Source organism: Nibrella viscosa (assembly GCF_039541875.1).
Classification (GTDB): Bacteria; Bacteroidota; Bacteroidia; order Cytophagales; family Spirosomataceae; genus Nibrella; species Nibrella viscosa.
The window spans coordinates 242566-266972 of sequence record NZ_BAABHB010000001.1 but is presented as its reverse complement, the minus strand read 5'-3'; the positions used below and the strand labels follow the sequence as shown (position 1 = coordinate 266972).

The window sequence follows — 24407 nt, the reverse complement described above, 5'->3', positions numbered from 1 at the left end:
AGGCTTTTTTTTACGAAAGTCCTGACCCGATAAACTCATGAATCAATCTGACCAAAGCCTTCTTACCGACTCCCGCCTAGACCGGCGAGGCTTTTTGCAAAAGGCTTCCCTGGGAGCCATGGCCCTGTCCTTCCCCATACTGCCTGAACTAGTCAAAGAAACGCCGATGGGCATTGTGGTCCACTCCTACGGCATGCGCTGGAACTCGAAAATACCCAGTACCCAATACCCCGCTTTCACCAACGCCATCGACCTGCTTGAGCATTGCCGGCAGATTGGGGCCGGCGGAGCGCAGGTGGTAGTGGGTAACTGGACAACCGACTTCGCAAAGAAAGTTCGCGACCGCCGGGAGAAGCTGGGTTTGTACCTGGAAGGCTCCATCGGAGTCCCCAAAACAGCCGCTGATGTTTCGCGCTTCGAGCAGGACGTGGTGAACGCCAAAGAAGCGGGTGCGACCATTCTGCGGACAGTCTGTTCCAGCGGCCGGCGCTACGAAACCTACCACTCCGTCGAAGCCTTTCAGACACTGAAGCAGAATGCGCTGGCCTCCCTGCAACTGGCCGAACCTGTTCTGCGTAAGCATAAGGTTAAACTCGCTGTTGAAAACCACAAAGACTGGCGGGCTCCCGAGCTGGCGGCTATGATGAAGCAGCTCAACAGCGAGTGGATCGGCGTTACCCTGGATTTCGGCAACAGCATTTCGCTCCTGGAAGACCCCATGGCCGTTGTTCAGACGCTGGTGCCGTATGTGTTCAGCACGCACGTAAAGGACATGGGCCTGGAAGAGTACCCCGATGGCTTTCTGCTGTCGGAAGTTCCGCTGGGTCAGGGCATGCTGGATCTGCCTAAAATGGTTGCGCTGTGCAAACAGCACAATCCGGCGGTCACCTTTAACCTGGAAATGATTACCCGCGACCCGCTCGAAATTCCCTGCCTGAAACCGGAGTACTGGGAAACCTTCGGCGACCTGCCCGGCACCGAACTGGCCCGAACGCTAAAGATGGTGCGGCAGCATAAATTCCCGACGGCCCTGCCCAGAACCTCCCCGCTAAGTCCGGAAGAGCGACTGGCCGCCGAGGAGCGGAATATTCTGGCCTGTCTGGCTTATAGTAAGAATCAGTTAGCGCTTCGATAATCGTCTCTTTGTCATCCCGCCTGCGTCGGGATGACAAATAACACAAACCACCATCCAACTATATGCCCACAGAAACTCTTCCCGGTATTAAACAATTCGATCTCAGCGGCCGGGCCGCTATCATTACCGGCGGCTCCAAAGGCCTCGGTCTGGCCATGGCTGCCGGGCTGGCCTCCGCCGGAGCCAATATCATGCTTGTCAACCGCAACGCCGACGAAGGCGCACAGGCCGCCCGGCAGCTTAGTGACGAATACGGCACAAAAGTCATTTCCTTTCCCGCCGATATTACCAGCCGGGAGCATACCGAAGCGATGGCGCAGGCCGCCATGGACGTCTTTGGCCAGATTGATATTCTCATTAACAGCGCCGGTATCAACATCCGGGGGCCGATTGACGAACTGACGCCGGACGATTTTCATAAGGTGATGGACGTAAACGTGACCGGTACCTGGCTCTGCTGCCGGGCCGTAACGCCGTTCATGAAAAGCCAGAATAGCGGCAAGATCATCAACCTGGCCAGCACCCTCGGCCTGGTCGGCCTGGCTAATCGAACCCCCTACACGGCCAGCAAAGGTGCCGTAGTGCAAATGACCCGTGCTCTGGCGCTCGAACTGGCTCCGTTCAACATCAACGTCAACGCCATTTGCCCCGGCCCGTTCCTGACCGAAATGAACTTACCCATTGCCGATACCGCAGAAGGGAAGACGTTTGTGGTGGGTGCTACCGCCTTGGGCCGCTGGGGACTCATGCGCGAAATTCAGGGAGCCGCTATCTTTCTGGCCAGCGATGCCGCTACCTACCTGGTGGGTTCTATGCTGACCGTCGATGGCGGCTGGACCGCCCGATAATAGAGCATACAAATGGATAATCCGGTGCGGTAGATAAATTGACGGCCGGATTATCTAAAAGCTGCTTTTTCTGATATAATAATTCAACTGTAAAATTAGATTTTTTCATACCTTTCAGGCCTGTACAAGCAATCTAAAAACGGTCGCCTTTCGTACGCATTATCCAGAGTCTTTAACGAACTGATGTATGCAGCTTACCGGTAAACAGGTTCTGAATGCCCCCCCCGCCAAAGTCTGGGCTATGCTGATGGATACCGACACATTGGCAAAAATAATTCCCGGCATTACCTCCCTGGAACGGGTCGGCGATAACGCCTTCGTCTCCAAACTCCAGATTAAACTTGGCCCCGTGAACGGCTCTTTTTCGGGCAATCTCCAGTTGGAGGACATCACCGAGCATAAAAACTTTACGCTCAAAGTCCAGCAGAACAGCAAGATCGGCAACACCAACGCGGCCGTGAAAGTGGACCTCACCCCCGTCGACGATAACCAGACCGAAGTAGCCTTCGACGGCGATGCCAAGCTCACCGGCATCCTGGCCGGCATGGGTCAGCGGGTGATCGGCGGGGTAGCCAATACCCTGACAAAACAGTTTTTTAGCAACCTTGAAAAGGAGCTCGACAGCAACGGCTCCTGATTTCTGCCTGATCGTAGTTCATTTGTTCTTAATCAACTCTAAAACCCCCATTTCTACAATTATGCAAATCTACGTAAAGGTCAACGGAGTGGAATACTCCCACGACGTTGAACCCCGGATGCTGCTGGTGTACTACCTGCGCGATGTGCTCCGCCTGACGGGTACCCACGTCGGGTGCGATACCAGCATCTGTGGGGCCTGCACCATCCACCTCAACAATCAGCCCACCAAGAGCTGCACCGTATTTGCCGTACAGGCCGATGGCTGCGAAATTACCACTATTGAAGGGCTCGCCGGCGAAGAGCTGCACCCGCTGCAGGAAGGCTTCAACGAAAAACACGGGCTGCAATGCGGTTTCTGCACCCCCGGCATCATCATGACCATGGCCGATTTTCTGGATCACAACGAAAACCCCTCGGAAGACGAAATCCGCCACGCCCTGAAAGGACACCTGTGCCGCTGCACCGGCTACCACAACATTGTAAAATCGGTACAGTACGCGGCCGACAAGAAGAAAGAGACCGAACCAACCACCAAAACAGAGGAGGTAACCGTATGAGCGCGTCGAACGGAAGTAACGGAAACGGCCGCCTGATCGGAAAATCCGTCAAGCGGGTTGAAGACAAACGGTTTATAACCGGTAAGGGTAAATACACCGACGATATTATTCTCCAGGGACAAACCTACGCTCACTTTGTGCGCAGCCCCTACGCCCACGCCCGTATCCTGAATATCGATATCAGCGAGGCTACAGATATGCCGGGCGTCATTGCCATCTACACCGGTGCCGACGTAGCCGATATCAACGGCGTTCCCTGCGGCTGGCAGGTAAACTTCAAGAACGGCGATATCATGAAGGAGCCGAAACACCCGCTGCTGGTAGCCGACAAAGCCCGGCACGTGGGTGATCCGGTAGCCGTGGTCATTGCCGAAACCCGCGAGCAGGCCAAAGATGCCGCCCTGTCGGTAATGGTCGACTACGAAGAACTACCGGCCATTGTCAATGCCGCCGAGGCTGTAAAGCCGGATGCGCCCCAGGTACACGACGAGGCTCCCAATAATACCTGTTTCGACTGGGAGCTGGGTAATCCGAAAGAAGAGGTAGACCAGGCAATGGCGCAGGCCGCCCACGTTACCACCCTGGAGTTTGTCAACCAGCGGGTAGTGCCCAACGCCATCGAGCCCCGCAGCTACAATGCCGTTTACGACCCTACCAGCGAAAAATATACGCTGTACACCAGCACTCAGAACCCGCACCTCATCCGCCTGCTGATGTGTGCGTTTGTGCTGGGTATACCCGAGCATAAAGTTCGGATTGTGGGGCCGGATGTAGGGGGCGGATTCGGCAGTAAAATCTTCCATTATACAGAAGAAGCTCTGCTGACCTGGGCCGCCAAAAAGGTGGGGCGGCCTATCAAGTGGACCTCCGAGCGAACTGAAAGCTTTCTGCTGGACGCCCACGGCCGCGACCACGTAACCAAAGCCGAAATGGGTTTCGATCAGGAAGGCAATATTCTGGCCCTGCGGGTAAAAACTTACGCCAATCTGGGTGCCTATCTCTCTACGTTCTCCACCTGCGTACCTACCTACCTGCACGGTACGCTGTTGCAGGGGTTGTACACAACGCCCAAAATCAACGTCGATGTAACAGGGGTATTCACCAACACTACAGCGGTAGATGCGTATCGGGGTGCCGGTCGGCCCGAAGCCACGTACCTGCTGGAGCGCCTGTTTGACCTGGCTGCGCTGGAGATGGGCATGGACCCGGCCGAACTCCGGCTCAAAAACTTTATTCCGCCGTTTGACGGCGTGAACCAGCCTGGCTACCAGACACAGGTAGCCCTCCAATACGACAGCGGCAACTACCACGGCGTGCTGGAAAAAGGGCTGGAGATGCTGGGGTACGAGGACTTCCGCCGGCAGCAGAAAGAAGCCGCCCAGAACGGTAAACTGCTGGGTGTCGGGTTCTCGACCTATATCGAAGCCTGCGGCATTGCGCCCTCGGCGGTGGTCGGGTCGCTGGGCTGCCGGGCCGGGCTGTTTGAGGTTGGCCAGGTGCGGGTACAGCCAACGGGTAAAGTAAGCGTCTTTACCGGTTCGCATTCGCACGGTCAGGGCCACGAAACAACTTTTGCGCAGGTCGTTGCCGATAAGCTGGGTATTGCCATGGAAGACGTAGAGATCGTTCATGGCGACAGTGATACGGTAGCGTTTGGTATGGGTACCTACGGCTCGCGGAGCCTGGCGGTAGGGGGCTCGGCCATTATGCGGAGCATAGATAAAATTGTCGAAAAAGGAAAGAAGATCGCGGCCCATAAGCTGGAAGCCAGCGCCGACGATATAGACTTTGACCATGGTAAATTTACGGTGAAGGGAACCGACAAGTCCCTGGCGTTCGGTGATGTGGCTCTGACGGCGTATGTACCGCATGTGTACCCGGCAGACCTGGAACCCGGTCTCGACTTCAGCAGTTTCTACGACCCCGCCAACTTTACCTATCCCTTTGGCTGCCACATTGCCGTGGTAGAAGTGGATAAAGATACGGGCGCCATTAAGTTACAACGGTTTATTGCCGTCGACGACGTAGGGAATATCATCAACCCGATGATTGTGGAAGGCCAGATTCACGGGGGTGTAGCCCAGGGTGTTGGACAAGCTCTGTTTGAAGGGGCCGAATACGACGAAAACGGGCAGTTGATCAATGCCTCCTACATGGACTACTGCATACCCCGTGCCGATGACCTGCCCATGTTTGAAACCGGCCATCAGGTAACCCCCTGCCCGCACAACCCGCTGGGTGTTAAGGGTGCCGGTGAAGCCGGTGCTATCGGCTCTACGCCGGCGGTGGTCAACGCGGTGATCGATGCACTATGGAGCGGTGGGCATAAGGTGAAGGACATCCGGATGCCGCTGACCCCGGAGCGCGTATGGCGGGCCATACAGACCAGCAGTAACTGACAAATCAGACACCCGTAAATCGTCAAGCACACAACTATGATTACCGTAGAATTCGACTATAAAAAAGCCACTACCGTGGAGGAAGCCCTGGCGGCTTTGGCCAACGGCGACGGCAAACTGCTGGCGGGGGGCTACAGCCTGGTTCCCTCCATGAAGCTGCGGCTAAGCCAGCCCGAATTTCTGATCGACATCTCCAGCATCTCTTCGCTGAAAGGCATTCAGGAAGAAGACGGCTTCATTGTGATCCGGGCGGGCACCACCCATGCCGAGATCCTCAACAGCGCACTGATACAGGAGAAGCTGCCGTTCTTTCATACGGCAGCGGGTGTAATCGGTGATGTGCAGGTCCGTAACCGGGGCACCATCGGGGGAAGTCTGGCCCATGCCGACCCGGCCGCCGACTGGCCGGCACTGGTACTGGCCGCCGACGCGGTGATTGATGTCGTCAGCCGGAATGGTAGCCGGAGCATCAGCGCGACCGACTTCTTTACGGGCCTGTTTTCCACAGCGCTTGGGGAGAATGAGCTGATTACCGCCATCCGCATCCCTGTGCCGCCAGCCGGTACCCGTACCGCTTATATGAAGTTCGAGCACCCGGCTTCGCGGTTTGCCATTGTGGGCTGTGCGGTCATGCGCTTCCCCGACGGTAAAATCAACATTGCTTTTACCGGCGTAGCCGAGTATGCTTTCCGGGACAAAGGAGCGGAGCAGGCCGTAGCCGGTAACACGCTGGATGCGGCTTCTATGGATGCCGCCGTAAACGCAGCCTTACAGGGACAGGACGTGTCCTTTATGGGCGACAATTTTGCATCGGAAGAATACCGGCGGCACCTGGCAAAAGTGTACCTGAAGCGGGCGCTGCAGGCCGTAGCGTGATTTTTTAAGTAATACACAGAGCGGTGCAGGGATCATTTTCCGGCACCGCTCTGTGTACTGGTTTTTTTTAAGTAAGCAGACGAGCAGCTTGGATAATCATCAACAACCAACGTTAGCAGACATCTCTACCCTGTTGCAGGAGCAGGGGTACATCACCGACACATCGGTGTCTATGTCGCTTTTTCTATCGCTTCAGCTCAGCAAACCCCTGCTGATTGAAGGGCCGGCGGGCGTTGGTAAAACCGAAATCGCTAAAGTGATGGCCCGTGCCCTTCAAACAGACCTGATCCGCCTGCAATGTTATGAAGGCCTCGATGCCACCCACGCCCTCTACGAGTGGAATTACCAGCGTCAGCTGCTGCACCTGAAAATGGTGGAGAACCAGCCGCAGTCGGTGGATGAAAAAGAACAGACTATCTTCAGCGATAGCTTTCTGATGAAACGCCCCCTGCTCCAGGCCATTACCCACCACCGAAAACCCGTCCTGCTCATTGATGAGGTAGACCGCTCCGACGAAGAATTTGAAAGTTTTCTGCTGGAAGTCCTTAGCGACTGGCAAATCACCATCCCCGAAACTGGCACAATCAAAGCCACCCACATTCCGCAGGTTATTCTAACCAGCAACCGCATCCGCGAACTGTCGGAAGCCCTGCGCCGGCGATGCCTGTACCTGTACATCGGCTATCCGGATTTTGAGAAAGAGTACCTGATTGTGCGCAATAAAGTACCCGGTATTGATGCCCGGCTCGGCGAGCAGATCTGCCGGTTTATGCAGCAGCTTCGTACCCTGAAGCTGGAGAAAACGCCCGGAGTCGCCGAAACGCTGGATTGGGCGCTGGCCTTATCAGCCCTGCATATCGATCACCTCGACAAGAACATTGTGGAGCAGACCCTGGGCGTGGTGCTGAAAGACTGGCACGATACCCGGCAGGTACAAATGAGCCTCAGCGAACTGATGGAAAAAACCGGCATCCACTCCAAACTAGATAGTCTTTGATTAGCCGTCAAACGTCCCTTTCCCGCAATATTGTTCAGTTTTGCCGGTACCTGCGGCAGAAGGGCTTTTCGCTGAGTGTAGACGACGAAACAACCGCGCTGAACGCCCTGCAATTTATCGACTATCACAGCAACGAGGTGTTCCGGCAGGCGCTGAAGGCCGTTTTGTGCCGCAGCCGCAGCCAGTTGGATCAGTTCGACGCCTTGTTTACCGACTACTGGAAAGAACTGGAGAAGGCCGTTGACGCGAAAGAAAAAAAGCAGCCCAAACAAACGCTGAAACCGGGGGTCAACCAGGACTCATTTAAAGCCCTGAAGTCCTGGCTGACCGGCAACAAAAACGAAGAGATTGAGCAGACAGCCTCCTACAGCACCCACGAAAACCTGGCGCAGCAGGATTTTTCGGCCGTTCCGGCCGACGACCTGGACGAGATCATGAAAAGCATCAGGGCCCTGTCCCGACGACTGGCGGCCCAAAGCAACCGGCGTTACGAGAAATCGGCAAAGGAAGACCAGCCGGACCTGCGCCGGACCCTGCGGAAAAACATGCGGAATGGCGGAGAACTGATGCACCTCATATTTCGCAAACCTAAGCGCAACCGCACCAAGTTGGTGGTCCTGTGCGATGTCAGCCAGTCTATGGATCTGTATTCGGCCTTTCTGCTGCAGTTTATGTATTCATTTCAGCAGGTGTTTCGCCGGATCGAGACCTTTGCTTTTAGTACCTCGCTACAGTCCATAACCAGTCTGCTGAAGCAAAACGACTTTAGCAACGCTATGAAGGTCATTAGCGCCCAAAACCAGAGCTGGAGTGGCGGCACCCGCATCGGCGAAAGCCTGCACCAGTTCGTAACCGACTACGCGGCCCGGCTTCTCGACAAACGCACCATTGTCATTATCCTGAGCGACGGCTGGGATACCGGTGATATCACCCTGCTCCGGCAGAGTATGGAAGTCATTCACGCCAAAGCCAGGAAAGTAATCTGGCTGAACCCCCTGGCCGGCTACACCGCCTACCGCCCGGCTGTTGCGGGCATGCAAACAGCCCTGCCCTATATCGACGTGTTTGCACCGGTTCACAATGTCGATTCGTTGCGGAAACTGGGTAAATGGCTCTGAAGAGAGTTAGGCAGCGGTTAACAACGGAACCGGTTTCCTCGCTATATTTGACAGAAGCTATCTGCCCGACCAGTTGCCTATGCACCCGTTTTTGTTTACGCCCAAAGAGGGAGGTGGAAAAAATAGTCAGTCGATGACCCGTTTACCGGCCGTCGCCCGGTCGAAGTGGATTCTGTATGGGCTTGGCATTGTGCTCCTCCTGGGGGGGATAAGCTGGCTGGGCACGTTGGATACGGCTTCGTTTCAGACGTATTACCTGCTGGCGCAGGCGCTGGCGCTGGGGGTGGGCATTCTGCACGTCTGGCTGGGCGAACGGTTTGGCTATCTGACGTATGATCTCCTCTTTCTACGGAATGTTCTGCCCGCCTTCCTGCTGATGCTGGCCGGCATGATTGTTTCCTTAGTGCTGTACCAGTTTACGGGGCATCTCGCCGATCGCTGGACGTTTGTGACGAGTCTGATTCCTTTTCTTATCCCGGTTCTGGTGGTGCTGGCGTATCAGTATTTTCTGGCCATTCCGGCCGCCGATTACAAGAAGTGGTATTACCCCATCAACGGCGATATGCCGGATATCGACCTCATTGACCTGTCAAAAATCCTGGTGATTCAGTTTGAGTTCCTGAAGACGCCTGAAGATCGACACGATACCAATTTTAAGGCGAAGGCTCCGGTTGCCATGTCGCTGGGTGATCTGTTTCTGGTATTTATCAACGATTACAACGAACGTACCCCCGCTAGCCAGATTGTGTTTACGCACGACACGGGACAGCCTTATGGCTGGGTATTTTCGAAAAAAGCCGCCTGGTGGCAGCGGCCCCGTTTTCTGGACCCGGAACTCAACTTCAGCCAGAATTATTTGAACGATAACGACACGATTATTGCCCACCGGGTAGCGTAAGCCCGGTTAGTTGATCGTGACCAGGGCTCCTTTTACTTCGACTAGTGCATTGCCTTTAACGGAGGTTTGCGTGCCTTCTACCGTTGTTTGCCCGTTGGCTTTCAGCTCGGCCGTGGCATCCGCTTTGGCGGCAAACTGAGCCGTTTTAATAGTGACCTCTATCTGGCCTTCAATGGCGATTTTTTGGGTTGCCTTCAGCACGAGATTACTCTGGGCTTCCAGGGTCAGGTCATTGGATGCCTTCACCTCAATGTCCCTGCCTGCTATCTTCACCGGCCCCTGGGTTTCGAGCGTGATGCTTCCGTTATCACTGAAAGACAGCAGCAGGCGAGTATCCGTCTGATTGTCGTTGGTGATCTGTATTTTCTGTTCGCCGTCTTTGTCAATTAGTTCAATCTGGTTGCCGCCTTTGGTTTTGATGATTTTCTGTGTGTTGTCGCGTGAGGTATACGAGAAATTGTCGTTTTTGGGGTACAGGCCGGTTAACACAAAGGGCAGTTCGGCCAGGTTCCCTTCATAGCCAATCATTACCTGCGAGTCTTCTTCGGGCACAAAGAGCATACCCATGCCCGCACCGGTATACGGATGGGCCACGCGTATCCAGTCCGACTCCTTGGCGTCGCCCGCCCACATAAACTCCACCTTCACGCGCCCAAGTTTGTCGGGGTCCTGGTTGTCGATAACTTTGGCAATCTCGGGCTGTCCCAGCGGATTGGCTACGTTGGAATTCGGCGGAGGGCCATCCACCGATTCCGGCACAGCCCGGAATGTATTGGAATAATTGCCGCTGCTGTCGACCTGATGGGTAACGTGCGTAACTCGGTAATTGCCGAGATTTTCTTCCGACTCTCCGCGCTCGGTAATGCGGTTCGCTTTCACTTTGACGACCGTGCCAACGGTCAGATCCGGATTTTCGCCGGTACCCCGGAAATCAATGAGTTGCGTAGTCTCGGCTATCTTCCGGGTTTTGGCCAGGGAGTCGAGTTCCTGTTGGCTGTGTACGGGTTTGGTCGCCGGCAGCTGAGATTCCTGACTGAAGGCTTTGTCGGATTCATCGAGCGTAAAATCCCCCCACTGCCCGAGGCCGGAAACCGACTGGTCTTTGGAATGGCTCTCGTAGCGCTGGTCGGCGCGGTAGTCATAACTGCTGTACAGAAAACGGGTCGGCATGAGCCGCAGCGACATATCGAATGTCTGGGTGCCGTCTACCAGAAAATCAATCGACTGGCCTTTGGGTTCGCCGAATACCAGTTGCTGCCCGTCGTAATAGCACCATTCACCGTGTTGGGCCGCAAGGCGGGATAAAAAAGCAAAATTCGTTTCGTCGTATTGAACGCTGTAAGGCAGACTGTCGGAGTGGCGGGGCTGAATGGTTTTCCGGATCAGGTTGCTGGGATACGGGTCAAACACTTTATTGGCGATACTCTGGATGTTTTGGCCCAGAAACGTCCGGCGCAGGCGGCTGTCTTCCAGCAGGATGGTCGGGCTGTACCCCCGGATGATAAACCGATTGGAGAGCCGGCTCGTATTTTTCAGGTTCAGATCGGTAACAATGCCTTTGAAGCGAAACGAGAACGATTCGTCGTCCAGCACGGGATCGAAGGAAAACCGGATGGTCTTGCCGCACAGATTGCGGGGCGACTGATTAAAAAACAGTTCGTCGGGCTTCTCCAACTCCTCAAACGGCACGTGCAGTTCGAACGTATGGTGCCCAAACAGATCCTGCTCGATCAGCAGGTAATCACATTGGTTCAGTTCAGTGCCGTCTTCCAGTTCTACCTTAACCTTAACCAGTTTTGCCATGCATCAGGAGTTGCGGTGTTCGATGCCGTCTAATTTGATTTGTCCGGCCGACAGCCGGAGCAGGATGCAGTTGCTGATTCGGGTCCGTTCCACAAAACGAACCAGGGTTTTTGTGTTACGAATGAGTCGTTCCGCATTATCATCCACTGTCTTTAAATCCATATTGATGGTGCCTTCGATGGCGGCCAATACGGCTTCTGAATCAATATACTGGGAGGACATAAACTCAAAGTAGTGGGTAGCATAGGCTTCCTGAAATTCGAGTTTTTGTAAGGTAGAGTTCTGGTCGATTCGGTTAAACGTAATGTCTCCGTCTTTTTTCACCGTTGCCCCCGATGCCCAGTCGCCTAGTAAATCCTCGTCGGTGCCGTCTAAAATTAAAATTATCACGCCCCCACGAACCGCCGAGGTAGGCCGGCCCCGCTCATATTTCTGAGACATGATATGCTTACACTGCAACACATCAAATGTTTTGCCTTCAACCGTTAAAGTAGCCTGAAATGACATCAGATTCAGCAGTTAGATACGTGTATGACTAGACGCGCAGGGTAGCTTTGTTAAACGTCACCTCACCACCGGTTATAAAAATAACCGTATTCAGGTATTCAACATCCGAAAAAAATTCATCGGCGTAGTTAAGACAAAACGCATTCTTGAATTCAATTTCCTTAAATGTGGCGGATTCGTCGATCCGGCTCAGGATGATTTTACCTTCTTTCTGCATATTGGGGTCGATCATCCAGTTTTTAATGGTACTATCGTCCATAGCATCCAGACTGATATGCACACCCCAGGCCGGTCGGGAAGCAGGCTTTCCGCGCTGGTCTTCGTTGCGGGCAATTTGCAAAAGCATCCAGTTGATGTTGTAGGCGTTACCGTCTACGTTCAGGGTTCCTTCAAAAGCCATACTGCAGTCTCTCGTTTATTCGTCTATCCACTGGTTGTCGAGCAGGGCATCTCTTAATTTAACTTTTTCGCAGGAGATGGTCACGAAAACACAATACGGAATACCCGTGCGTTCCTGAAAATGCCGAACCCGTTTCCACATATTACGAACCAGCACATTTTCCTGCTTCGTTTGCCGAACATTGAGATAGCCGTAGTCGTACGCATCATCGCTCAGGTCTTCGGCCGAACTTACCTGATTGAACTGCGTTTTAATGCCGCCGGAGTTATCGTAAAAACTTTCTGATACATCCGTAATAAAGGCATTTTCAAACTCATAGGTCAGAAACACGGAGTCCTGATCTTCACGGTACGTTTTAATGGTTCCGTTCTCGTACCGGTCTTCATCGGCCAGCCACTCAAAAAAGAAATCTGTGCCGCCGTCGGCTATCAGATAAAAGTCGCCCAGGTAAACGCCCGAAGCGGGCTGGCCATTTTGACTATAGGCCTGTTTGAAGCTAACCATAAATTCGAGGGCTTTAATTTCCTGCCCGGCTACCGATAAAATTGCTTTATGTGCCATAATACTATAGGTCTATAGGCTTAAAAAAGAAAAAGGTTATTCCTCCGGCTCATGGTCTATGGTCGCGTTGCCGTTAGAAACTGACTTTCCTGAAAAGAAGAAGTTCGATGTCTGAAAAGAAGCGTCGGCAATAAACAACTCTACTAATCCGTAACAATGGACGTCCTTCAGGTTCCATTCCTTCAGGGTTGACTCTCCCCCTTCTGCACTTTCTGTTTTATAAAATTTCATTTTTACATCTTTTTTCATACCCGGGCTGAACATCCATTCGGCAAACGTTGCCTGTTCCAGTACATCCATGGCCAGGTAAATACGCCAGGAAATATCCGAAGCCGGCTGTCCTCTGGCATCCCGTTTTCGGGAAGCCGTAAAAAAGACACGATTTACGATAAACAGGTCATTGTCTACTTCGATCTCAACGCGAAACGATGCCATACATCAGAAGGATTAAGGATGGTACAAACGTGTTCTGAATTAGGGTACTACCGGCCGCTCCACTGGTTGTTGTGTTCAACGTCACGGATGGTGATCCGCTCGCACGAGAGGGTTACCATAAGTACGTACGGAATACCCGTTCGCTGCTGAAACTGGCGGGTTTTCGTTACCGAATTAGCCAGAATATGGGTTCCTGTATCGGTTTTAAACTCCTTTTTCATGGAGGTCACGTTCGTCCAGACTTCAAATTCCTCGCTTGAATCCTCTATTGTACTCACCTGATTAAACGAGTTACCAATCGGGGGAACATCATACAGGTTTTCCAGTATAGTCGTGACAAACGCCTGCACAAACGAGTATTCGACATAGTGGGAAGCCGCCTTTTTGTATTTGACTTTGAGAATACCGCTCTCCATGCGGGTGGGTTCACAAAGCCATTCAAAAAAGACATCGCTCCCGCCCTCTAAAATCAGATAAAAGTCTCCTAAAAAGACACCGGACGCCGGTCTGCCCTGATTATCAGTTTTCTGAGCTAGATTGATGTTAAATTCCAGCACCTTGAAATCGCGGCCGCAAACCGACAGTGTTGCTGCTTTATTGCCCATGGTAGTAAAAGGATTTAGAGAGTAAACCGCTAAGATGCCCAGTTATAGGACAGCGTGGCGTTTCCGTTGGAAACCGATTCGCCCGACAGGATGACAATCGTTTCGAATATGCCCAGGTCCTCTACAAAATTCTCTTCGAATCCGATGCAGTATACATCCTTGAACTGCCACTCTTTTTCTTTTTCGTTCTGGTCACCGGCTAAAAAGGCGATGGTGAGATCCTTCTTCTTAAAAGGATCCAGCATCCATTCCGTAAACATTTTATCCCGGATCGCATACAGGGAAACCATCATTGTCCAGGCGGCCTTGGCCACCGGTCGGCCTTTGCTGTCCCGGTCGCGAACGGCAAAAAAATTAACCCGGTTCAGCATAATTCCCTCACCAGAATCGCCGGTTGAAAACTGTAACATCGCTTGAAATGAGGCCATAGCGTTGCTTTTGGTTATGGTTGAGAGAATGTACGTTACTGCTGGTCATACTCGGCCTTCCATTCGGCCGAATCAGGGTCTTCACCTTTCTGCCCGTCCAGTTTGATCAGGAACGTCTTGGCCGGGAAATAAGGCACCATGTGGATGTCGAGGTATATCCGGTCTTTCTGCTTGGGGTCCTGCTCAAAACGCAGCAGCTTAAACTTTTCAATTAGTTTGCCCGGCCCGGTTACATTATCCAGAAAGCGCACAATCTGCTTCTGAATTTCCTGCTTGGTGTTGAAATTGAAGTTTTCGAACGCCCGCCGGTTCAGGAAATCGATCAGCACTTTGGTGATGTAGTCGAACACCCGTACCACAGAGTAGGTCTGCAGCCCGAGATTATCGCCGTTGAAGAGGGTCTTGGCCGAGAAGGGCATGACCTTTCCGTATTCGGCCACCATCGGAATCAGTCCCATTTTCTCCAGCGTAGCGATTTCCGATTTTTTCATGGGGAAACGAACGCCATCCACTTCATTTAAGGCACCATGCTTACGACCGGCGGTCACCTGCGACATTAGTGTGCTGTACACTTTTCCGGCCAGCGCCGTTGATCCCGGCACATACAAATCTTCTTCTTCGCCGATGTCCTGGTGTTTGCCCCGCCCGACCAGCCAGTTGCAGGTCATCATGACGTTGGACAGGTACGCATCGCTGCCGGTCATGTTGGCGGCCTCAAACAAATCAACCACGTCTTCCGGAGCATCCAGATGCTGAAAATCCGTAACCATCATCACTTTGTTCTTGTGGGCGATCCGGGCCCAGGTATCTACTGCCTTTCGGGAGCCGAGGTACCCCGGCAGCACCAGCAGCGAATAGTTCTCGCGCAAATCGAGCCGGTCGTATTTGCTGGCAAACTCTTCGGCCACCGCATCAATGAACGTGGTATTGTCCAGGTCGGTAATCTGTTCGGCATCGGCGTTGAGCAGGCTCACGTTACGGACTTTGTCGGCTTCGGTATTCTTGTAGAAATTGGCCACCGACCGGTAGGCGCGCTCCAGGTCCCGCGAGGCATCGACCGCCCGCTTCAGGTTTTCGTTCAGCAGCGTCTGGGCGTTTTCGGCTTTTTCCTGGGCAGTTTGTACCAGGTCGGCAACGCTGTCGGCGTTGTTTATCAGGTCGAGCAGGAGCTGGAGCCGTTGCTGCAGCTGCTCACGCTCTTCCTGCTTTGTCGATTCGGTCAGAAATATTTTCTTCCGGGCCTTCTTCTCCGGATTCAGGTTCTGCGCCCCTTCAATGGTGGTTTCGACTATGCCGAAGCCGCCGTACCGGGCCAGTTTGGTGCTGCTCGCGTCGAGCGAAAGTGGCTGAGAGGGGAGAGCGGTCTTTTCGGCGGATGGTTTTTCCTGAGCTTCCATATATAGGTTTCCGGGTTACTGTGCGTTTTTAGCTTCTTCCAATTCCTGAATCATGGCCTGTATGGCCGCTACATAAGCCGCTTTGGCTTCCGGATTATCCAGCACCGTTTTCAGAATCTTGTTCGACTTTAATTGCTTTACATACCGACTAAAGTCTTCGTAGGTCATGTTCAGCCGCTGTAGAAAGGGACTCTGAGCCACGATTCCCTTCTTGCTGAAATCACTCAGCGCCCGGAACCGCAGCGTTTCGCTGGTGGTAGACCCTTCTTCGGTTTCGAATTCTACTTCCACTTCGGGCCGAAAATGCTCGAAAACTTCGCCGACGGTCTTCAGTCCATCCACAATCTCAGGTCTGAAGGCCGGGTCGGCCGTTAGCTTTTCAACAATAAGCGTTCTATTCTGGGGGATGTCAACGATGCTCTCGTTCACGTCGAGCTTTCGCTCCTGTCCGCCGATACCGTAGTCAAACATGGGAAGTTTTGGTTTATAGGTTATCTATTTTGTTTTTCAGTCAGGTCAGCCGCCGATCAGCACCGTCGGACAGCCGACCACAATGCTGCCGCCATGAGCTGTCATATCGCCCATCCGGGCAGCTGGTTTGCCGCCGATGAGTACCGTTGCCGAGCCTTTGGCTATGCTGTCGGGTGGCCCTACGCACACGCACATATCGCCCATGGTAGCGGCCGGCTGTCCACCAATGAGAACGGTAGGCATGCCAGGACCAACTACCGGTCCTCCGACATGCGGAATGGGTGGTAAACCGGGCGTGACCAGCGGACATACGTGCATGTCGCCGAGTCGGGCTGCGGGTTGTGGCATATATCGTTCAGGTTAAAGCGGTTTCGTTCAGTATATTCCACGTCAGGGCATCATTGGCGATATCCACCTGCACGGCACTTTCCTTGCCAATTTCACCGGCGATGATCATGCGTGACAGCGGCCGCCGGAGCTGGTTGCGGATGACACCCTTGAGGGGCCGCGCACCATACTGAGGTGTAAACCCGGATAGTGCCAAATGCCGCCGGGCTTCGGGCGTCAGCGTCAGCGTTATGCCCTGCTTGCTGAGCTGGTCCAACAGGCCGCGCAGGTGCAGTTCAAAAATGCGGACAGCATTCTCTTCGCTGATCGGGGCAAACGGCACTATTTCCGTCAGCCGGGCCAGAAATTCAGGCCGGAAGTGCCGGGCCATAATTTCCATGAGTTCGTTGGAGGACGGGATGTTTCCCTGCCCGAACTGCTGCATCACGTAATCGCTGCCGATGTTGGAGGTAAACAGCACGACCGCATCCGAAAAGTCGCCTTCTTTGCCCAGCCGGTCGTGCAGCTTACCCTCGTCCAGGATCTGCAGAAAAATATCGAACACGGAGGGGTGTGCTTTCTCGATCTCGTCGAACAGCACGACTGAATACGGCTTTTCCCGGATTTTATTGACCAGCAGGCCACCTTCTTCATAGCCCACATAACCAGGGGGAGCGCCGTAGAGCAGGGCGGCCGAATGTTCCTCTTTAAACTCCGACATATCGAACCGGATCAGGAAGGACTCATCGTTGAAGAGAAAATCGGCGAGCGACTTGGCCAGCTCGGTTTTCCCGGTGCCGGTAGGCCCCAGCAAAAAGAAGGAGCCGATGGGCTGCCCGGCCTTTGTCAGACCGGAACGGGCTTCCAGAATGGCATCGGCAACGGCCTTTACGGCATGGTCCTGCCCAATTACCCGGCGCTTCAGCACCGACTCCATCGCGAGCAGTTTGTCCCGTTCCTGGCTTTGGATTTTACCCAGCGGGATACCCGTTTTGTGCGAAATCACAGCGGCCACATCGTGGCGGTCGATGCCCGTTTTAGCCGTATCGGTCAGCTCCGAGAGCCGGTTCAGCTTTTGGCGGATGTAATCGGCCAGGTCAGCCGCCGTCTCATACGCATCAATGGTTGTTTCGTCGGCCAGGGCCGCCAGCAGGATCGGACTGATTTTGTGTTCCAGCTCCTGGTGCAGCCAGCGCAGATCCCGCCCATGATTAGCCGACTCCTCCGCCACAAGCTGATCGAGCCGCTCGGTGAGCCGGTGTACTTCCACAGCCGTATTCTCAGCCATCATCCGCACCGCCGAGAGCGTCCGGTCGAGCAGGTCCACAGCCGAATCGGGCAGGCGCCGGTCGCGGCTGTACCGTTTGGCCAGCGTCACGGCTTCGGTCACTGCCTCTGGCCCTACCGTTAACTGGTGGTGTTTTTCGTAGAAGGGCACCAGCCGCTCCACCATCCGGATGGCGGTTTCTACGTTCGGCTCTTCTACCCGCAGAACATCAAACCGGCGGCTGAAGGCCTCGTCACTTTCGATGTATTTGCGGTATTCATCCGGGGTAGTGGCCCCCACCACCGTCAGATTTCCTTTGGCCAGTTCAGGTTTGAGGAGGTTAGCCACGCCCGTACCTAACGGTCCCCGGCTATCGAGCAGCAGGTGGATTTCGTCGATAAACAACACCGCCCGGCCGAGTTGCTTGAGCTCGGTCAGAATGTTTTTCAGCCTGTCTTCTACCTCTCCTTTGTACGAAGCGCCGGCTACCAGCGCGCCGGTATCCAGTTCGAGCAGCAGCGCGTTTTGCAGGTGGGTGGGCACCTGACCCGCCACGATATTCAGGGCAAATCCATCGACGAGCGCTGTTTTGCCAACGCCGGGTTCCCCCACCAGAATCACGTTTGGTTTGGTGCGCCGGCCCAACGTCTCCGCCATCATCCGCACCTCGCGATCACGACCCAGAATCGGGTCAAGCCGCCCTTCTCCGGCTAAGGCCGTTTTGTCGATGCAATACCGAAACAAGGCCTGCCCTGAACGGCCTTTGGGCTCAGCTCCTTCCCGACGTTGCTCGCCGTTTGAGCTTGCGGCCTGCGGCCGGACTGCATCCTGCACGGCAGCCTCGTCGGCGGCTGCCTGCATGATTTCGGCCTGGGTAAGGGTCAGGCTCCGCAGTTGATCGGGGGTAAACGCCAGCCCGGGTTTTAGCAAAGCTGCCAGCACCGAAATGGCATCGGTCTGGTCCTTCCCCAACTGCATGGCCACCAGATCGGCCATATCCATGGTCGACTTTACCTGACTATCGCCGGGTGGGTTTGGTGATAACCGGCTTGCTTTCGGAGCCGCTTCCATGCGCACTTCTGCCCATTCGCGCAGGTAAGGTACATCTTTGCCCAGCACGTTCAGGTGGGAAGCCAGTCCGACTTCGTTATGCAGTAATCCCATCAGCAGGTGAGCTGGGGTAAACAGCTCGTTCTGATGTTCCTTCGACAGCGCCTGCGCAATCTGAATGGCTCGTTTTACTTCGTCGGTATAGGCCATAGTAGTACGGGTTTAGCAATTACTCAATCAGACCCCAGGCGACGGAGTTTGCCCTGAATGGTGGTGATACGTTGCTTAGCGTCCGGATGACTGGTTTGCTCCAACGTTTCTACAGCAAATTCATACAAAGGACGGCGCCAGAGCGGAGGGCGTTTGGTATCATCGGCTTTGCGTTCGCACCGCTCCACAAGGTCCATTTCAACTTCTGCCTTGGAAACTCCGGTTGATACGGGCTGTACCTGGGCAGGCGTACTGCTGTTCTTTAACTGGTTTTCAAGCTGCGCAATGCGGCTTTGCGCCGATGTCAGCTTCCCGTTACAATCCTGAAGCTGCGCCAGATACTGGTTACCCCCTCCGCCCCCTCCACCACTACTGGGAGTTGGAGCCGGGGCTGCGTTGTTACGGGCCGCCAGTAACTTCAGCATCTCATTTTCCTGACGAGCCTGGGTGAGCGCAGCTGACAGCTTCTCGACCTGGTCGGCATCAATGCCTTTCTTGTCGAGCATATCGCGCAGGTATCCGATGCTGTTCCGGTATGTCAGCACGGCTTCGTACGCGCCGATCAACCCTTTGGAAATCTGCCTGTTCACTGGTTTAAACTGCACCGTGTCAGCCTTTATGCCATTGACCTGTCCCTGAATCTCGTTTTCGAGACCCGACAACTGCGTTTTCAGGCTTCCCTTCTCAATATCGGTTGCTTTCAGATAGGCCTGATCGGTTGTTTCCAGCGTTTTCAGGCCCGTGGTAACGCCACTTACCCGCTGCAGCAGGCGCTGGCTTTGTTCATCCAGGGTTTCTCTCATCCGGACATTTTCTTCTTTCAGCACCCGGTCGGGAATACTGAAAAACAGGTATGCAGCCAGCAGCGGTACGCTCAGTGAAAGGCAGTACACGCCCAGAAATCGGTTAAACGCCATCCGGCGTTCGGTTTTGTTAAGGGGCTCCATTGGCAATAGGTTTGACGTTTGTGGTTTGACGTTTAAAGTTTGAGGTTGGCTTCGCCTGTTGAACGTCAAACCACAAACGTCAAACCCTTTATTCTACCCCAGCGGGCTCCAGCGCGAGCGGGGTTTCTCGACGGGCGCCGGGTTCACTTCGTTCTCGATGATAAAGACGTTCTGGCCTTTGCGTTTGCCGATGAAGTCGAGTTGGGCCAGTTTGTACAGTACAGTTGTCAGCACCTGATAAAAGGCATCAATACCGGCCAGCAGGGTTGCCAGTTCCGTATGGTTATACGGCAACTGCAGCGCGGCATTGAGTTGAGACTCAAATGCGCCGGGGGTCAGGTCGGCCCATTCACTGATATAGCCGACAAACTCTTCCCGTTCGCGCCCGCTGAGCATGGTCAGCACCGCCCGCACGATCTGCACCGGACGCAGCAACAACTCGGCCATGTGAATGGGTGGTTCGTAGGGTACCGTCCAGCTAAACCGCGTGCTGAAGTCGGCCAGCGAAAACGCAAGCCGCTCTGCCAGCAGTTGTGTGCTGGTCAGCAAGACGTTCTTCTGGTCTTTGTCGCGGGTTTTTTGAAGAATTTTATAGGCATTCGTTTCCAGCATGTCGAGGTGTCTGCCAAACTGCTGGTACCACTGGTATAGCCGGGGCAGACTCCGCACCGACGTACAGGCCGGCAGGTACTCCGCTACGGGTTTTACCTCTCCGTCGGCGTAGCGCAGGCGGCCAATCACCAGCTGGTAGCTGAGTTCCCGGCTTTGCAGCTGTCCCTGCGGCACTACGTCGAGCCGGTAATCGGGCCGGGTATACGGATGCCTGGGGGGGGACTCCTGCAATAGCGGCTCCCCGGTGGGTATGCGGCTGAACGGGTCTACCGTCAGCACTATATCCAGCAGCTGCGGGTTGCCGGTTTGCAGACTATAGGTTTCGGCCAGGGCCGGATAGGAGGTGGCGCAGGTCAGGGCATCGGCAAAATCCAGGTTGATGCGGGCACCGTTGGGACTGATGGCCTGGCAACGGTACAATTGCACCCGGATCTGCTGGTTGACATCGCATTGAATCTGCACATCAAGCGCCTGTTCGGCCGGCAGTATGCCGTACCGGAACTCGCTAAGGCCAAGCGCCTGACTATCACGAATCTGGTCGTGCATGAAATTCTCCCATTCGGTAAAATGCCGCCGGGCGATTTTCATACCGTCGACCCAGTTAACCGGGTAATGTGTTAATTCAGGTAAGGTCATACGGGTAATCGATCAAAGGCATGTTGTAAAATCCAGTAATCCACTATCGGGGATATCATCCAGTATAAAGGCATTCTCAAAGGCCGACGTATCCAGTTCCACCACCAGTGTAGTGTCCATAGGCAACAGGTATTCCTGCAACAGATTGATTACCCGCCGGCCGTTGCTGCCCGGCAGGTAGTCTGGAACCTGGTCAGCCCGGCTCAGGTGAACCCTCAGCCGGATCACTTCCCCTTCCTCGCGAACATACCCGCCAAACAGCGAATCATTGCCTAATTGCCACTGCCCCAGCGGGGGTGTATCTGCCGATAAGCTTACCAAACCCGGCAGCTCCGGTTGCAGGCTGACCCGCTCGCCCAGCAACTGCTCGAAACAAAGAGCTGTGCGGTGCAGGTCACCCACAAACTGATACACCACCGGCAACAGGTACACCAGCCGTTTTGCCTGAGCAGTTGTCAGAAAATCCGGCAATTCCCAGAACTGAGCGACCAGATTATCGTCCAGCGAAAACGGATCGTGCTGCGCCAGATGAGTACGTTCTTCCTGCTCAATCCGAACCCGCTGGCGGAAAAACTCCTGCTCCAACGGCAGAAAAAACCGCCGGGCAGCCTCCTCACGCTCCCGCTGGATTTTTATCTCCCGGAGTATCGTCTCCTGCGTTGCCAGGGTGTCGTCGGACGTAGGCTGGTGAAAGACGCCTTCCGGCAGAAAGTCATAAATCCCATTCCGGTTTACGTTGATCTGCAACCACCGCCGGTGCCCATGCTGCGCTTCTACCCACTCGGTGTCCGCTATATCGCGCCCGAACGGCCGGTTGAAGCTGCCAAGCGGGTTCACGATCAGATCGTCGAGCGACACCCCATCTTCCAGCATATCGGCCAGCACCACCTCCAGCCGGAGGTCTATTGGCAGGCGATTCAGTCGTTTGGCGTAGCTATCCAGTGTCTCCATCGGCGTTTTGGTTAAGCAGGTAAAACGACAACCTCGTATGGTATACCGGCTACGGACTGCGATTCAAGACTCACCCGGAGTTGCTCGGCCCGTTGCGCCCACTCTTGAACCGTGTAACTGCTCCGGAGCGCCGGCTGCAGGCTAACTCGAATACACCGCTGAAAACCGTTCGTCGGGACAGCGTCCACCCGAAAAGCCCGTTCAGCCTTCACTGACACAATATTTGCGCCCAGTTCGGCCCGACAGGCCACCCGCACATCTTCGAGCGTGACAATGCGGTTCCGGCTCAGCAGGGCTCGTTTATAGGTATTGATTTTCTCGGAATCCTTAGGGCGTTCCCGACCGCCGGCGGTGGTTGTCAGCAGCAGGCAATTCTCTTTCCGCAGCGACGTATCGGCGTAAGGAGTGAGTCTGCTTCCAGGAGATAATCGGTTGGCAGCCTCGCCGTTGCAGGTCCAGTATTCGATAAAGACGTTCTCGCCAGGCTGTTTCGGCTTAATAATCAGGTAGGGAATAGGGTCGCGCTTCTGCGTTTTCTGGTCTACTTTAGCCTCAAGCCGGGCAATGGTCTGATTCAGTTCGCGCAGCACCGACGACAGAAAATCTTCACCCAAAGCCGCAAACGATGCGCTTTCATCCCGTACCAGGTCCTGCAGATTGGTTAATACCTGTCGGGCATTACGGTCGTCGAAGCGGCTCACGCCGTACTGAACCGTATACGTATGGACATCCAGTTCGAGCAGGTTACCCAGCGGAATGGCCGACAAGCGCCCATTCTGGCTCGTACTCACCTCACGCACCGCTAAGAAACTGCGGTCGGTTTCGAGCGGTATGATGTTCAGGTTTTGCTGAAGCCGGTATGTCAGCCGGTGCAACCGACGGTTCATAACGGGAAAGCAATTCAATCCACCCACTATTCCGGAGAGCGCTTCCGGATTGATGATATGCGGAAACTGCACCTCTACCCACCAAAGCGGCTCTTTGAGCGTCCTTAGCTCCCGGTCCATAAACAATTGACCAAATTCGGGCGGATAAGGCTGCCTGGCCGCAACAACATCGTGCAGAGCCGGTGCTTGCTGGACGGTAAAAAAGCTATTGTCCCAGGTCGACAGCACCTGTTTCTCAACCTTATACACTGGGTTAAATTCAGCCTCCAGCGTGACCGATGAACCACCGGATAGCGCATTTTCCGGAAGACCAGTCCGAAGGCGTAGAGGCTTGTCGCCTAACTTCCACTGGCAGAAAGGCACCAGCTGAAGCCAGGTTGCCCGCTGCGGGTCATTCGGCCAGTCAAGAAAGAAGATCAATCCTTCCAGCGACGGTATGTCCTCGTGAAGTTCCAGCCCCAGCCAGAGCGACTGATACGGCTTCGCCATAGCCGCCGATACCGTGTTTAGCTGCGCTACTGGTATCTTCTGGCTACCTTCTTCCAGGCGAAACAGCGCCTGACGGGTAGCTATATACCGCAGGGCCCCATCAACAACCGGAAACGAACTAACCGGAGAGAAAAAGATTTCCTGCCCTACTGCCGGCCCACCAGAATCGTAGCGACCCGCACCCGTTCGTTTAAACAGAAGTTGGGTGGTCGGCTGCACCATGGAACGGGGCTCAACCGACCGAACCTGCGCCAGCCCGAAGGCTGGACGCGCCACATCCGGCTCCGGATGCAGCAACTGCGCCAGCCGGTCGAGCAGCCGGTTCTGCGTATCTGTGATTTCGGTGGAAATGTGTTCAAACTCCACCGCACAAGCCTCAACCAGTAAGGCTACCAGCGGATCAAAGCTGTCCAGATCGGCCTCGGTGTAGCCCCATAATTCAGCCGCCCGGCGCAGCATCCGGCTTTTGACCCGCTCGCGGGAAAAACTGTTCGGTTCAAGTACCTGGGCGTTCATGAATTATTCGGTTGATATGGGTGCCAGATAAAGGCTTCGCTGGAATGTAAACCGCTCGTTAGTCCGGCGGATAACACCGTCAATGCGTATGAGAAGCCGGCGCTTAATCCGGCGGTTGTTTTTGGTGATCTGTAACTCCTGATCGCCAATATCGACCTGAATACGCAACTGCCCGAGCCTCTTTTCGTGCTGAGTCACCGAGGTCTCTATCGATTGCCGGATATCCTCACGCCAGCGGCTACTGAGCTGATGATTAAAGTCTTCCTCCCACAACCTACAGCCGAATGTCTCATCGAAGCGAGACTCGCTGAGGTGGGTTGTGATGATAAGAAACAGATTCTGGGCGATAGACTGCGGCAGCGAGCAGGTCGGATGCGGTTTCCGGCGCAGTATCTCGTCAAAACGGAGCGGCAGGGCATAGTTGGGTTGCGGCATACAGCT

Annotated in this window: 25 protein-coding genes; 9 read left to right on the top strand and 16 right to left on the bottom strand. The window is 54.5% G+C overall.

The window, feature by feature from the left end:
- The first annotated feature begins 37 nt into the window (after positions 1-37).
- The 9 genes from ABD931_RS01180 to ABD931_RS01140 all read left to right on the top strand — a co-directional run bounded on the left by ABD931_RS01180 (position 38) and on the right by ABD931_RS01140 (position 9467).
- Complete coding sequence (locus ABD931_RS01180) at positions 38-1135, top strand: sugar phosphate isomerase/epimerase family protein (protein WP_345263098.1); 1098 nt, start codon at positions 38-40, stop codon at positions 1133-1135.
- A 62-nt stretch (positions 1136-1197) separates the two neighbouring features.
- On the top strand, positions 1198-1983 hold the full coding sequence (locus ABD931_RS01175; RefSeq protein WP_345263096.1) for an SDR family NAD(P)-dependent oxidoreductase: 786 nt from the start codon (positions 1198-1200) through the stop codon (positions 1981-1983).
- Positions 1984-2170: 187 nt separating this feature from the next.
- Positions 2171-2620 carry an SRPBCC family protein gene (locus ABD931_RS01170; RefSeq protein ID WP_345263094.1) on the top strand — a complete coding sequence of 150 codons (450 nt, stop codon included), beginning with the start codon at positions 2171-2173 and terminating at the stop codon, positions 2618-2620.
- Between the two features lie 61 nt (positions 2621-2681).
- On the top strand, positions 2682-3179 hold the full coding sequence (locus ABD931_RS01165) for a (2Fe-2S)-binding protein (protein ID WP_345263092.1): 498 nt from the start codon (positions 2682-2684) through the stop codon (positions 3177-3179).
- Complete coding sequence (locus tag ABD931_RS01160; RefSeq protein ID WP_345263090.1) at positions 3176-5578, top strand: xanthine dehydrogenase family protein molybdopterin-binding subunit; 2403 nt, start codon at positions 3176-3178, stop codon at positions 5576-5578. The genes ABD931_RS01165 and ABD931_RS01160 overlap by 4 nt, the downstream gene beginning before the upstream one ends.
- A 36-nt stretch (positions 5579-5614) precedes the next feature.
- The gene (locus ABD931_RS01155) at positions 5615-6454 is read left to right on the top strand and encodes an FAD binding domain-containing protein (RefSeq protein ID WP_345263087.1); all 840 of its coding nucleotides are present in this window, start codon (positions 5615-5617) and stop codon (positions 6452-6454) included.
- 88 nt (positions 6455-6542) lie between these two features.
- Complete coding sequence (locus ABD931_RS01150) at positions 6543-7451, top strand: AAA family ATPase (RefSeq protein ID WP_345263085.1); 909 nt, start codon at positions 6543-6545, stop codon at positions 7449-7451.
- The gene (locus tag ABD931_RS01145; protein WP_345263083.1) at positions 7448-8569 is read left to right on the top strand and encodes a vWA domain-containing protein; all 1122 of its coding nucleotides are present in this window, start codon (positions 7448-7450) and stop codon (positions 8567-8569) included. Before ABD931_RS01150 ends, ABD931_RS01145 begins: the two co-directional genes overlap by 4 nt.
- A gap of 79 nt (positions 8570-8648) precedes the next feature.
- Positions 8649-9467: a TssN family type VI secretion system protein gene (locus ABD931_RS01140; RefSeq protein ID WP_345263081.1), complete on the top strand. Its 819-nt coding sequence runs from the start codon at positions 8649-8651 to the stop codon at positions 9465-9467.
- A gap of 6 nt (positions 9468-9473) precedes the next feature.
- Here ABD931_RS01140 and ABD931_RS01135 read toward each other — a convergent pair whose 3' ends face one another.
- The 16 genes from ABD931_RS01135 to ABD931_RS01060 form a co-directional block, all read right to left on the bottom strand.
- Positions 9474-11270 carry a type VI secretion system Vgr family protein gene (locus ABD931_RS01135; RefSeq protein ID WP_345263079.1) on the bottom strand — a complete coding sequence of 599 codons (1797 nt, stop codon included), beginning with the start codon at positions 11268-11270 and terminating at the stop codon, positions 9474-9476.
- A gap of 3 nt (positions 11271-11273) precedes the next feature.
- Positions 11274-11777: a type VI secretion system tube protein TssD gene (tssD, locus tag ABD931_RS01130; protein ID WP_345263077.1), complete on the bottom strand. Its 504-nt coding sequence runs from the start codon at positions 11775-11777 to the stop codon at positions 11274-11276.
- 28 nt (positions 11778-11805) lie between these two features.
- The gene (tssD, locus tag ABD931_RS01125; protein ID WP_345263075.1) at positions 11806-12177 is read right to left on the bottom strand and encodes a type VI secretion system tube protein TssD; all 372 of its coding nucleotides are present in this window, start codon (positions 12175-12177) and stop codon (positions 11806-11808) included.
- Positions 12178-12192: 15 nt separating this feature from the next.
- A complete protein-coding gene (tssD, locus tag ABD931_RS01120) occupies positions 12193-12738 on the bottom strand; it encodes a type VI secretion system tube protein TssD (protein ID WP_345263073.1) in 546 nt (181 codons plus the stop codon).
- 36 nt (positions 12739-12774) lie between these two features.
- Complete coding sequence (gene tssD, locus ABD931_RS01115; protein ID WP_345263071.1) at positions 12775-13173, bottom strand: type VI secretion system tube protein TssD; 399 nt, start codon at positions 13171-13173, stop codon at positions 12775-12777.
- 47 nt (positions 13174-13220) lie between these two features.
- Positions 13221-13778, bottom strand: a complete 558-nt coding sequence (gene tssD / locus ABD931_RS01110; protein ID WP_345263069.1) for a type VI secretion system tube protein TssD — start codon at positions 13776-13778, stop codon at positions 13221-13223.
- A gap of 29 nt (positions 13779-13807) precedes the next feature.
- Positions 13808-14206, bottom strand: a complete 399-nt coding sequence (tssD, locus tag ABD931_RS01105) for a type VI secretion system tube protein TssD (RefSeq protein WP_345263067.1) — start codon at positions 14204-14206, stop codon at positions 13808-13810.
- Between the two features lie 35 nt (positions 14207-14241).
- On the bottom strand, positions 14242-15603 hold the full coding sequence (locus ABD931_RS01100; protein WP_345263065.1) for a DUF5458 family protein: 1362 nt from the start codon (positions 15601-15603) through the stop codon (positions 14242-14244).
- A 15-nt stretch (positions 15604-15618) separates the two neighbouring features.
- Positions 15619-16074, bottom strand: coding sequence for a hypothetical protein (locus ABD931_RS01095; protein WP_345263063.1), 456 nt, complete (start codon positions 16072-16074; stop codon positions 15619-15621).
- Positions 16075-16119: 45 nt separating this feature from the next.
- Positions 16120-16422, bottom strand: a complete 303-nt coding sequence (locus ABD931_RS01090) for a PAAR domain-containing protein (RefSeq protein ID WP_345263061.1) — start codon at positions 16420-16422, stop codon at positions 16120-16122.
- A 7-nt stretch (positions 16423-16429) separates the two neighbouring features.
- Complete coding sequence (locus tag ABD931_RS01085; RefSeq protein WP_345263059.1) at positions 16430-18928, bottom strand: ATP-dependent Clp protease ATP-binding subunit; 2499 nt, start codon at positions 18926-18928, stop codon at positions 16430-16432.
- Between the two features lie 23 nt (positions 18929-18951).
- Positions 18952-19875, bottom strand: a complete 924-nt coding sequence (locus ABD931_RS01080) for a hypothetical protein (protein ID WP_345263057.1) — start codon at positions 19873-19875, stop codon at positions 18952-18954.
- Positions 19876-19968: 93 nt separating this feature from the next.
- Entirely contained in the window at positions 19969-21123 is a 1155-nt protein-coding gene (locus ABD931_RS01075; protein WP_345263055.1) for a hypothetical protein, read from the bottom strand.
- A gap of 12 nt (positions 21124-21135) precedes the next feature.
- Positions 21136-22074 carry a hypothetical protein gene (locus ABD931_RS01070; RefSeq protein WP_345263053.1) on the bottom strand — a complete coding sequence of 313 codons (939 nt, stop codon included), beginning with the start codon at positions 22072-22074 and terminating at the stop codon, positions 21136-21138.
- An 11-nt stretch (positions 22075-22085) separates the two neighbouring features.
- A complete protein-coding gene (locus ABD931_RS01065; protein ID WP_345263050.1) occupies positions 22086-23966 on the bottom strand; it encodes a hypothetical protein in 1881 nt (626 codons plus the stop codon).
- Positions 23967-23969: 3 nt separating this feature from the next.
- On the bottom strand, positions 23970-24401 hold the full coding sequence (locus ABD931_RS01060) for a GPW/gp25 family protein (RefSeq protein WP_345263048.1): 432 nt from the start codon (positions 24399-24401) through the stop codon (positions 23970-23972).
- Positions 24402-24407 lie beyond the last annotated feature (6 nt).

What these genes read in the sequence shown, in the direction of transcription:
- ABD931_RS01180 (WP_345263098.1), top strand. Translation starts at nt 38, where the DNA reads ATGAATCAATCTGACCAAAGCCTTCTTACCGACTCCCGCCTAGACCGG.
- ABD931_RS01175 (WP_345263096.1), top strand. Translation starts at nt 1,198, where the DNA reads ATGCCCACAGAAACTCTTCCCGGTATTAAACAATTCGATCTCAGCGGC.
- ABD931_RS01170 (WP_345263094.1), top strand. Translation starts at nt 2,171, where the DNA reads ATGCAGCTTACCGGTAAACAGGTTCTGAATGCCCCCCCCGCCAAAGTC.
- ABD931_RS01165 (WP_345263092.1), top strand. Translation starts at nt 2,682, where the DNA reads ATGCAAATCTACGTAAAGGTCAACGGAGTGGAATACTCCCACGACGTT.
- ABD931_RS01160 (WP_345263090.1), top strand. Translation starts at nt 3,176, where the DNA reads ATGAGCGCGTCGAACGGAAGTAACGGAAACGGCCGCCTGATCGGAAAA.
- ABD931_RS01155 (WP_345263087.1), top strand. Translation starts at nt 5,615, where the DNA reads ATGATTACCGTAGAATTCGACTATAAAAAAGCCACTACCGTGGAGGAA.
- ABD931_RS01140 (WP_345263081.1), top strand. Translation starts at nt 8,649, where the DNA reads ATGCACCCGTTTTTGTTTACGCCCAAAGAGGGAGGTGGAAAAAATAGT.
- ABD931_RS01135 (WP_345263079.1), bottom strand. Translation starts at nt 11,270, where the DNA reads ATGGCAAAACTGGTTAAGGTTAAGGTAGAACTGGAAGACGGCACTGAA.
- tssD (WP_345263077.1), bottom strand. Translation starts at nt 11,777, where the DNA reads ATGTCATTTCAGGCTACTTTAACGGTTGAAGGCAAAACATTTGATGTG.
- tssD (WP_345263075.1), bottom strand. Translation starts at nt 12,177, where the DNA reads ATGGCTTTTGAAGGAACCCTGAACGTAGACGGTAACGCCTACAACATC.
- tssD (WP_345263073.1), bottom strand. Translation starts at nt 12,738, where the DNA reads ATGGCACATAAAGCAATTTTATCGGTAGCCGGGCAGGAAATTAAAGCC.
- tssD (WP_345263071.1), bottom strand. Translation starts at nt 13,173, where the DNA reads ATGGCATCGTTTCGCGTTGAGATCGAAGTAGACAATGACCTGTTTATC.
- tssD (WP_345263069.1), bottom strand. Translation starts at nt 13,778, where the DNA reads ATGGGCAATAAAGCAGCAACACTGTCGGTTTGCGGCCGCGATTTCAAG.
- tssD (WP_345263067.1), bottom strand. Translation starts at nt 14,206, where the DNA reads ATGGCCTCATTTCAAGCGATGTTACAGTTTTCAACCGGCGATTCTGGT.
- ABD931_RS01100 (WP_345263065.1), bottom strand. Translation starts at nt 15,603, where the DNA reads ATGGAAGCTCAGGAAAAACCATCCGCCGAAAAGACCGCTCTCCCCTCT.
- ABD931_RS01095 (WP_345263063.1), bottom strand. Translation starts at nt 16,074, where the DNA reads ATGTTTGACTACGGTATCGGCGGACAGGAGCGAAAGCTCGACGTGAAC.
- ABD931_RS01090 (WP_345263061.1), bottom strand. Translation starts at nt 16,422, where the DNA reads ATGCCACAACCCGCAGCCCGACTCGGCGACATGCACGTATGTCCGCTG.
- ABD931_RS01085 (WP_345263059.1), bottom strand. Translation starts at nt 18,928, where the DNA reads ATGGCCTATACCGACGAAGTAAAACGAGCCATTCAGATTGCGCAGGCG.
- ABD931_RS01080 (WP_345263057.1), bottom strand. Translation starts at nt 19,875, where the DNA reads ATGGAGCCCCTTAACAAAACCGAACGCCGGATGGCGTTTAACCGATTT.
- ABD931_RS01075 (WP_345263055.1), bottom strand. Translation starts at nt 21,123, where the DNA reads ATGACCTTACCTGAATTAACACATTACCCGGTTAACTGGGTCGACGGT.
- ABD931_RS01070 (WP_345263053.1), bottom strand. Translation starts at nt 22,074, where the DNA reads ATGGAGACACTGGATAGCTACGCCAAACGACTGAATCGCCTGCCAATA.
- ABD931_RS01065 (WP_345263050.1), bottom strand. Translation starts at nt 23,966, where the DNA reads ATGAACGCCCAGGTACTTGAACCGAACAGTTTTTCCCGCGAGCGGGTC.
- ABD931_RS01060 (WP_345263048.1), bottom strand. Translation starts at nt 24,401, where the DNA reads ATGCCGCAACCCAACTATGCCCTGCCGCTCCGTTTTGACGAGATACTG.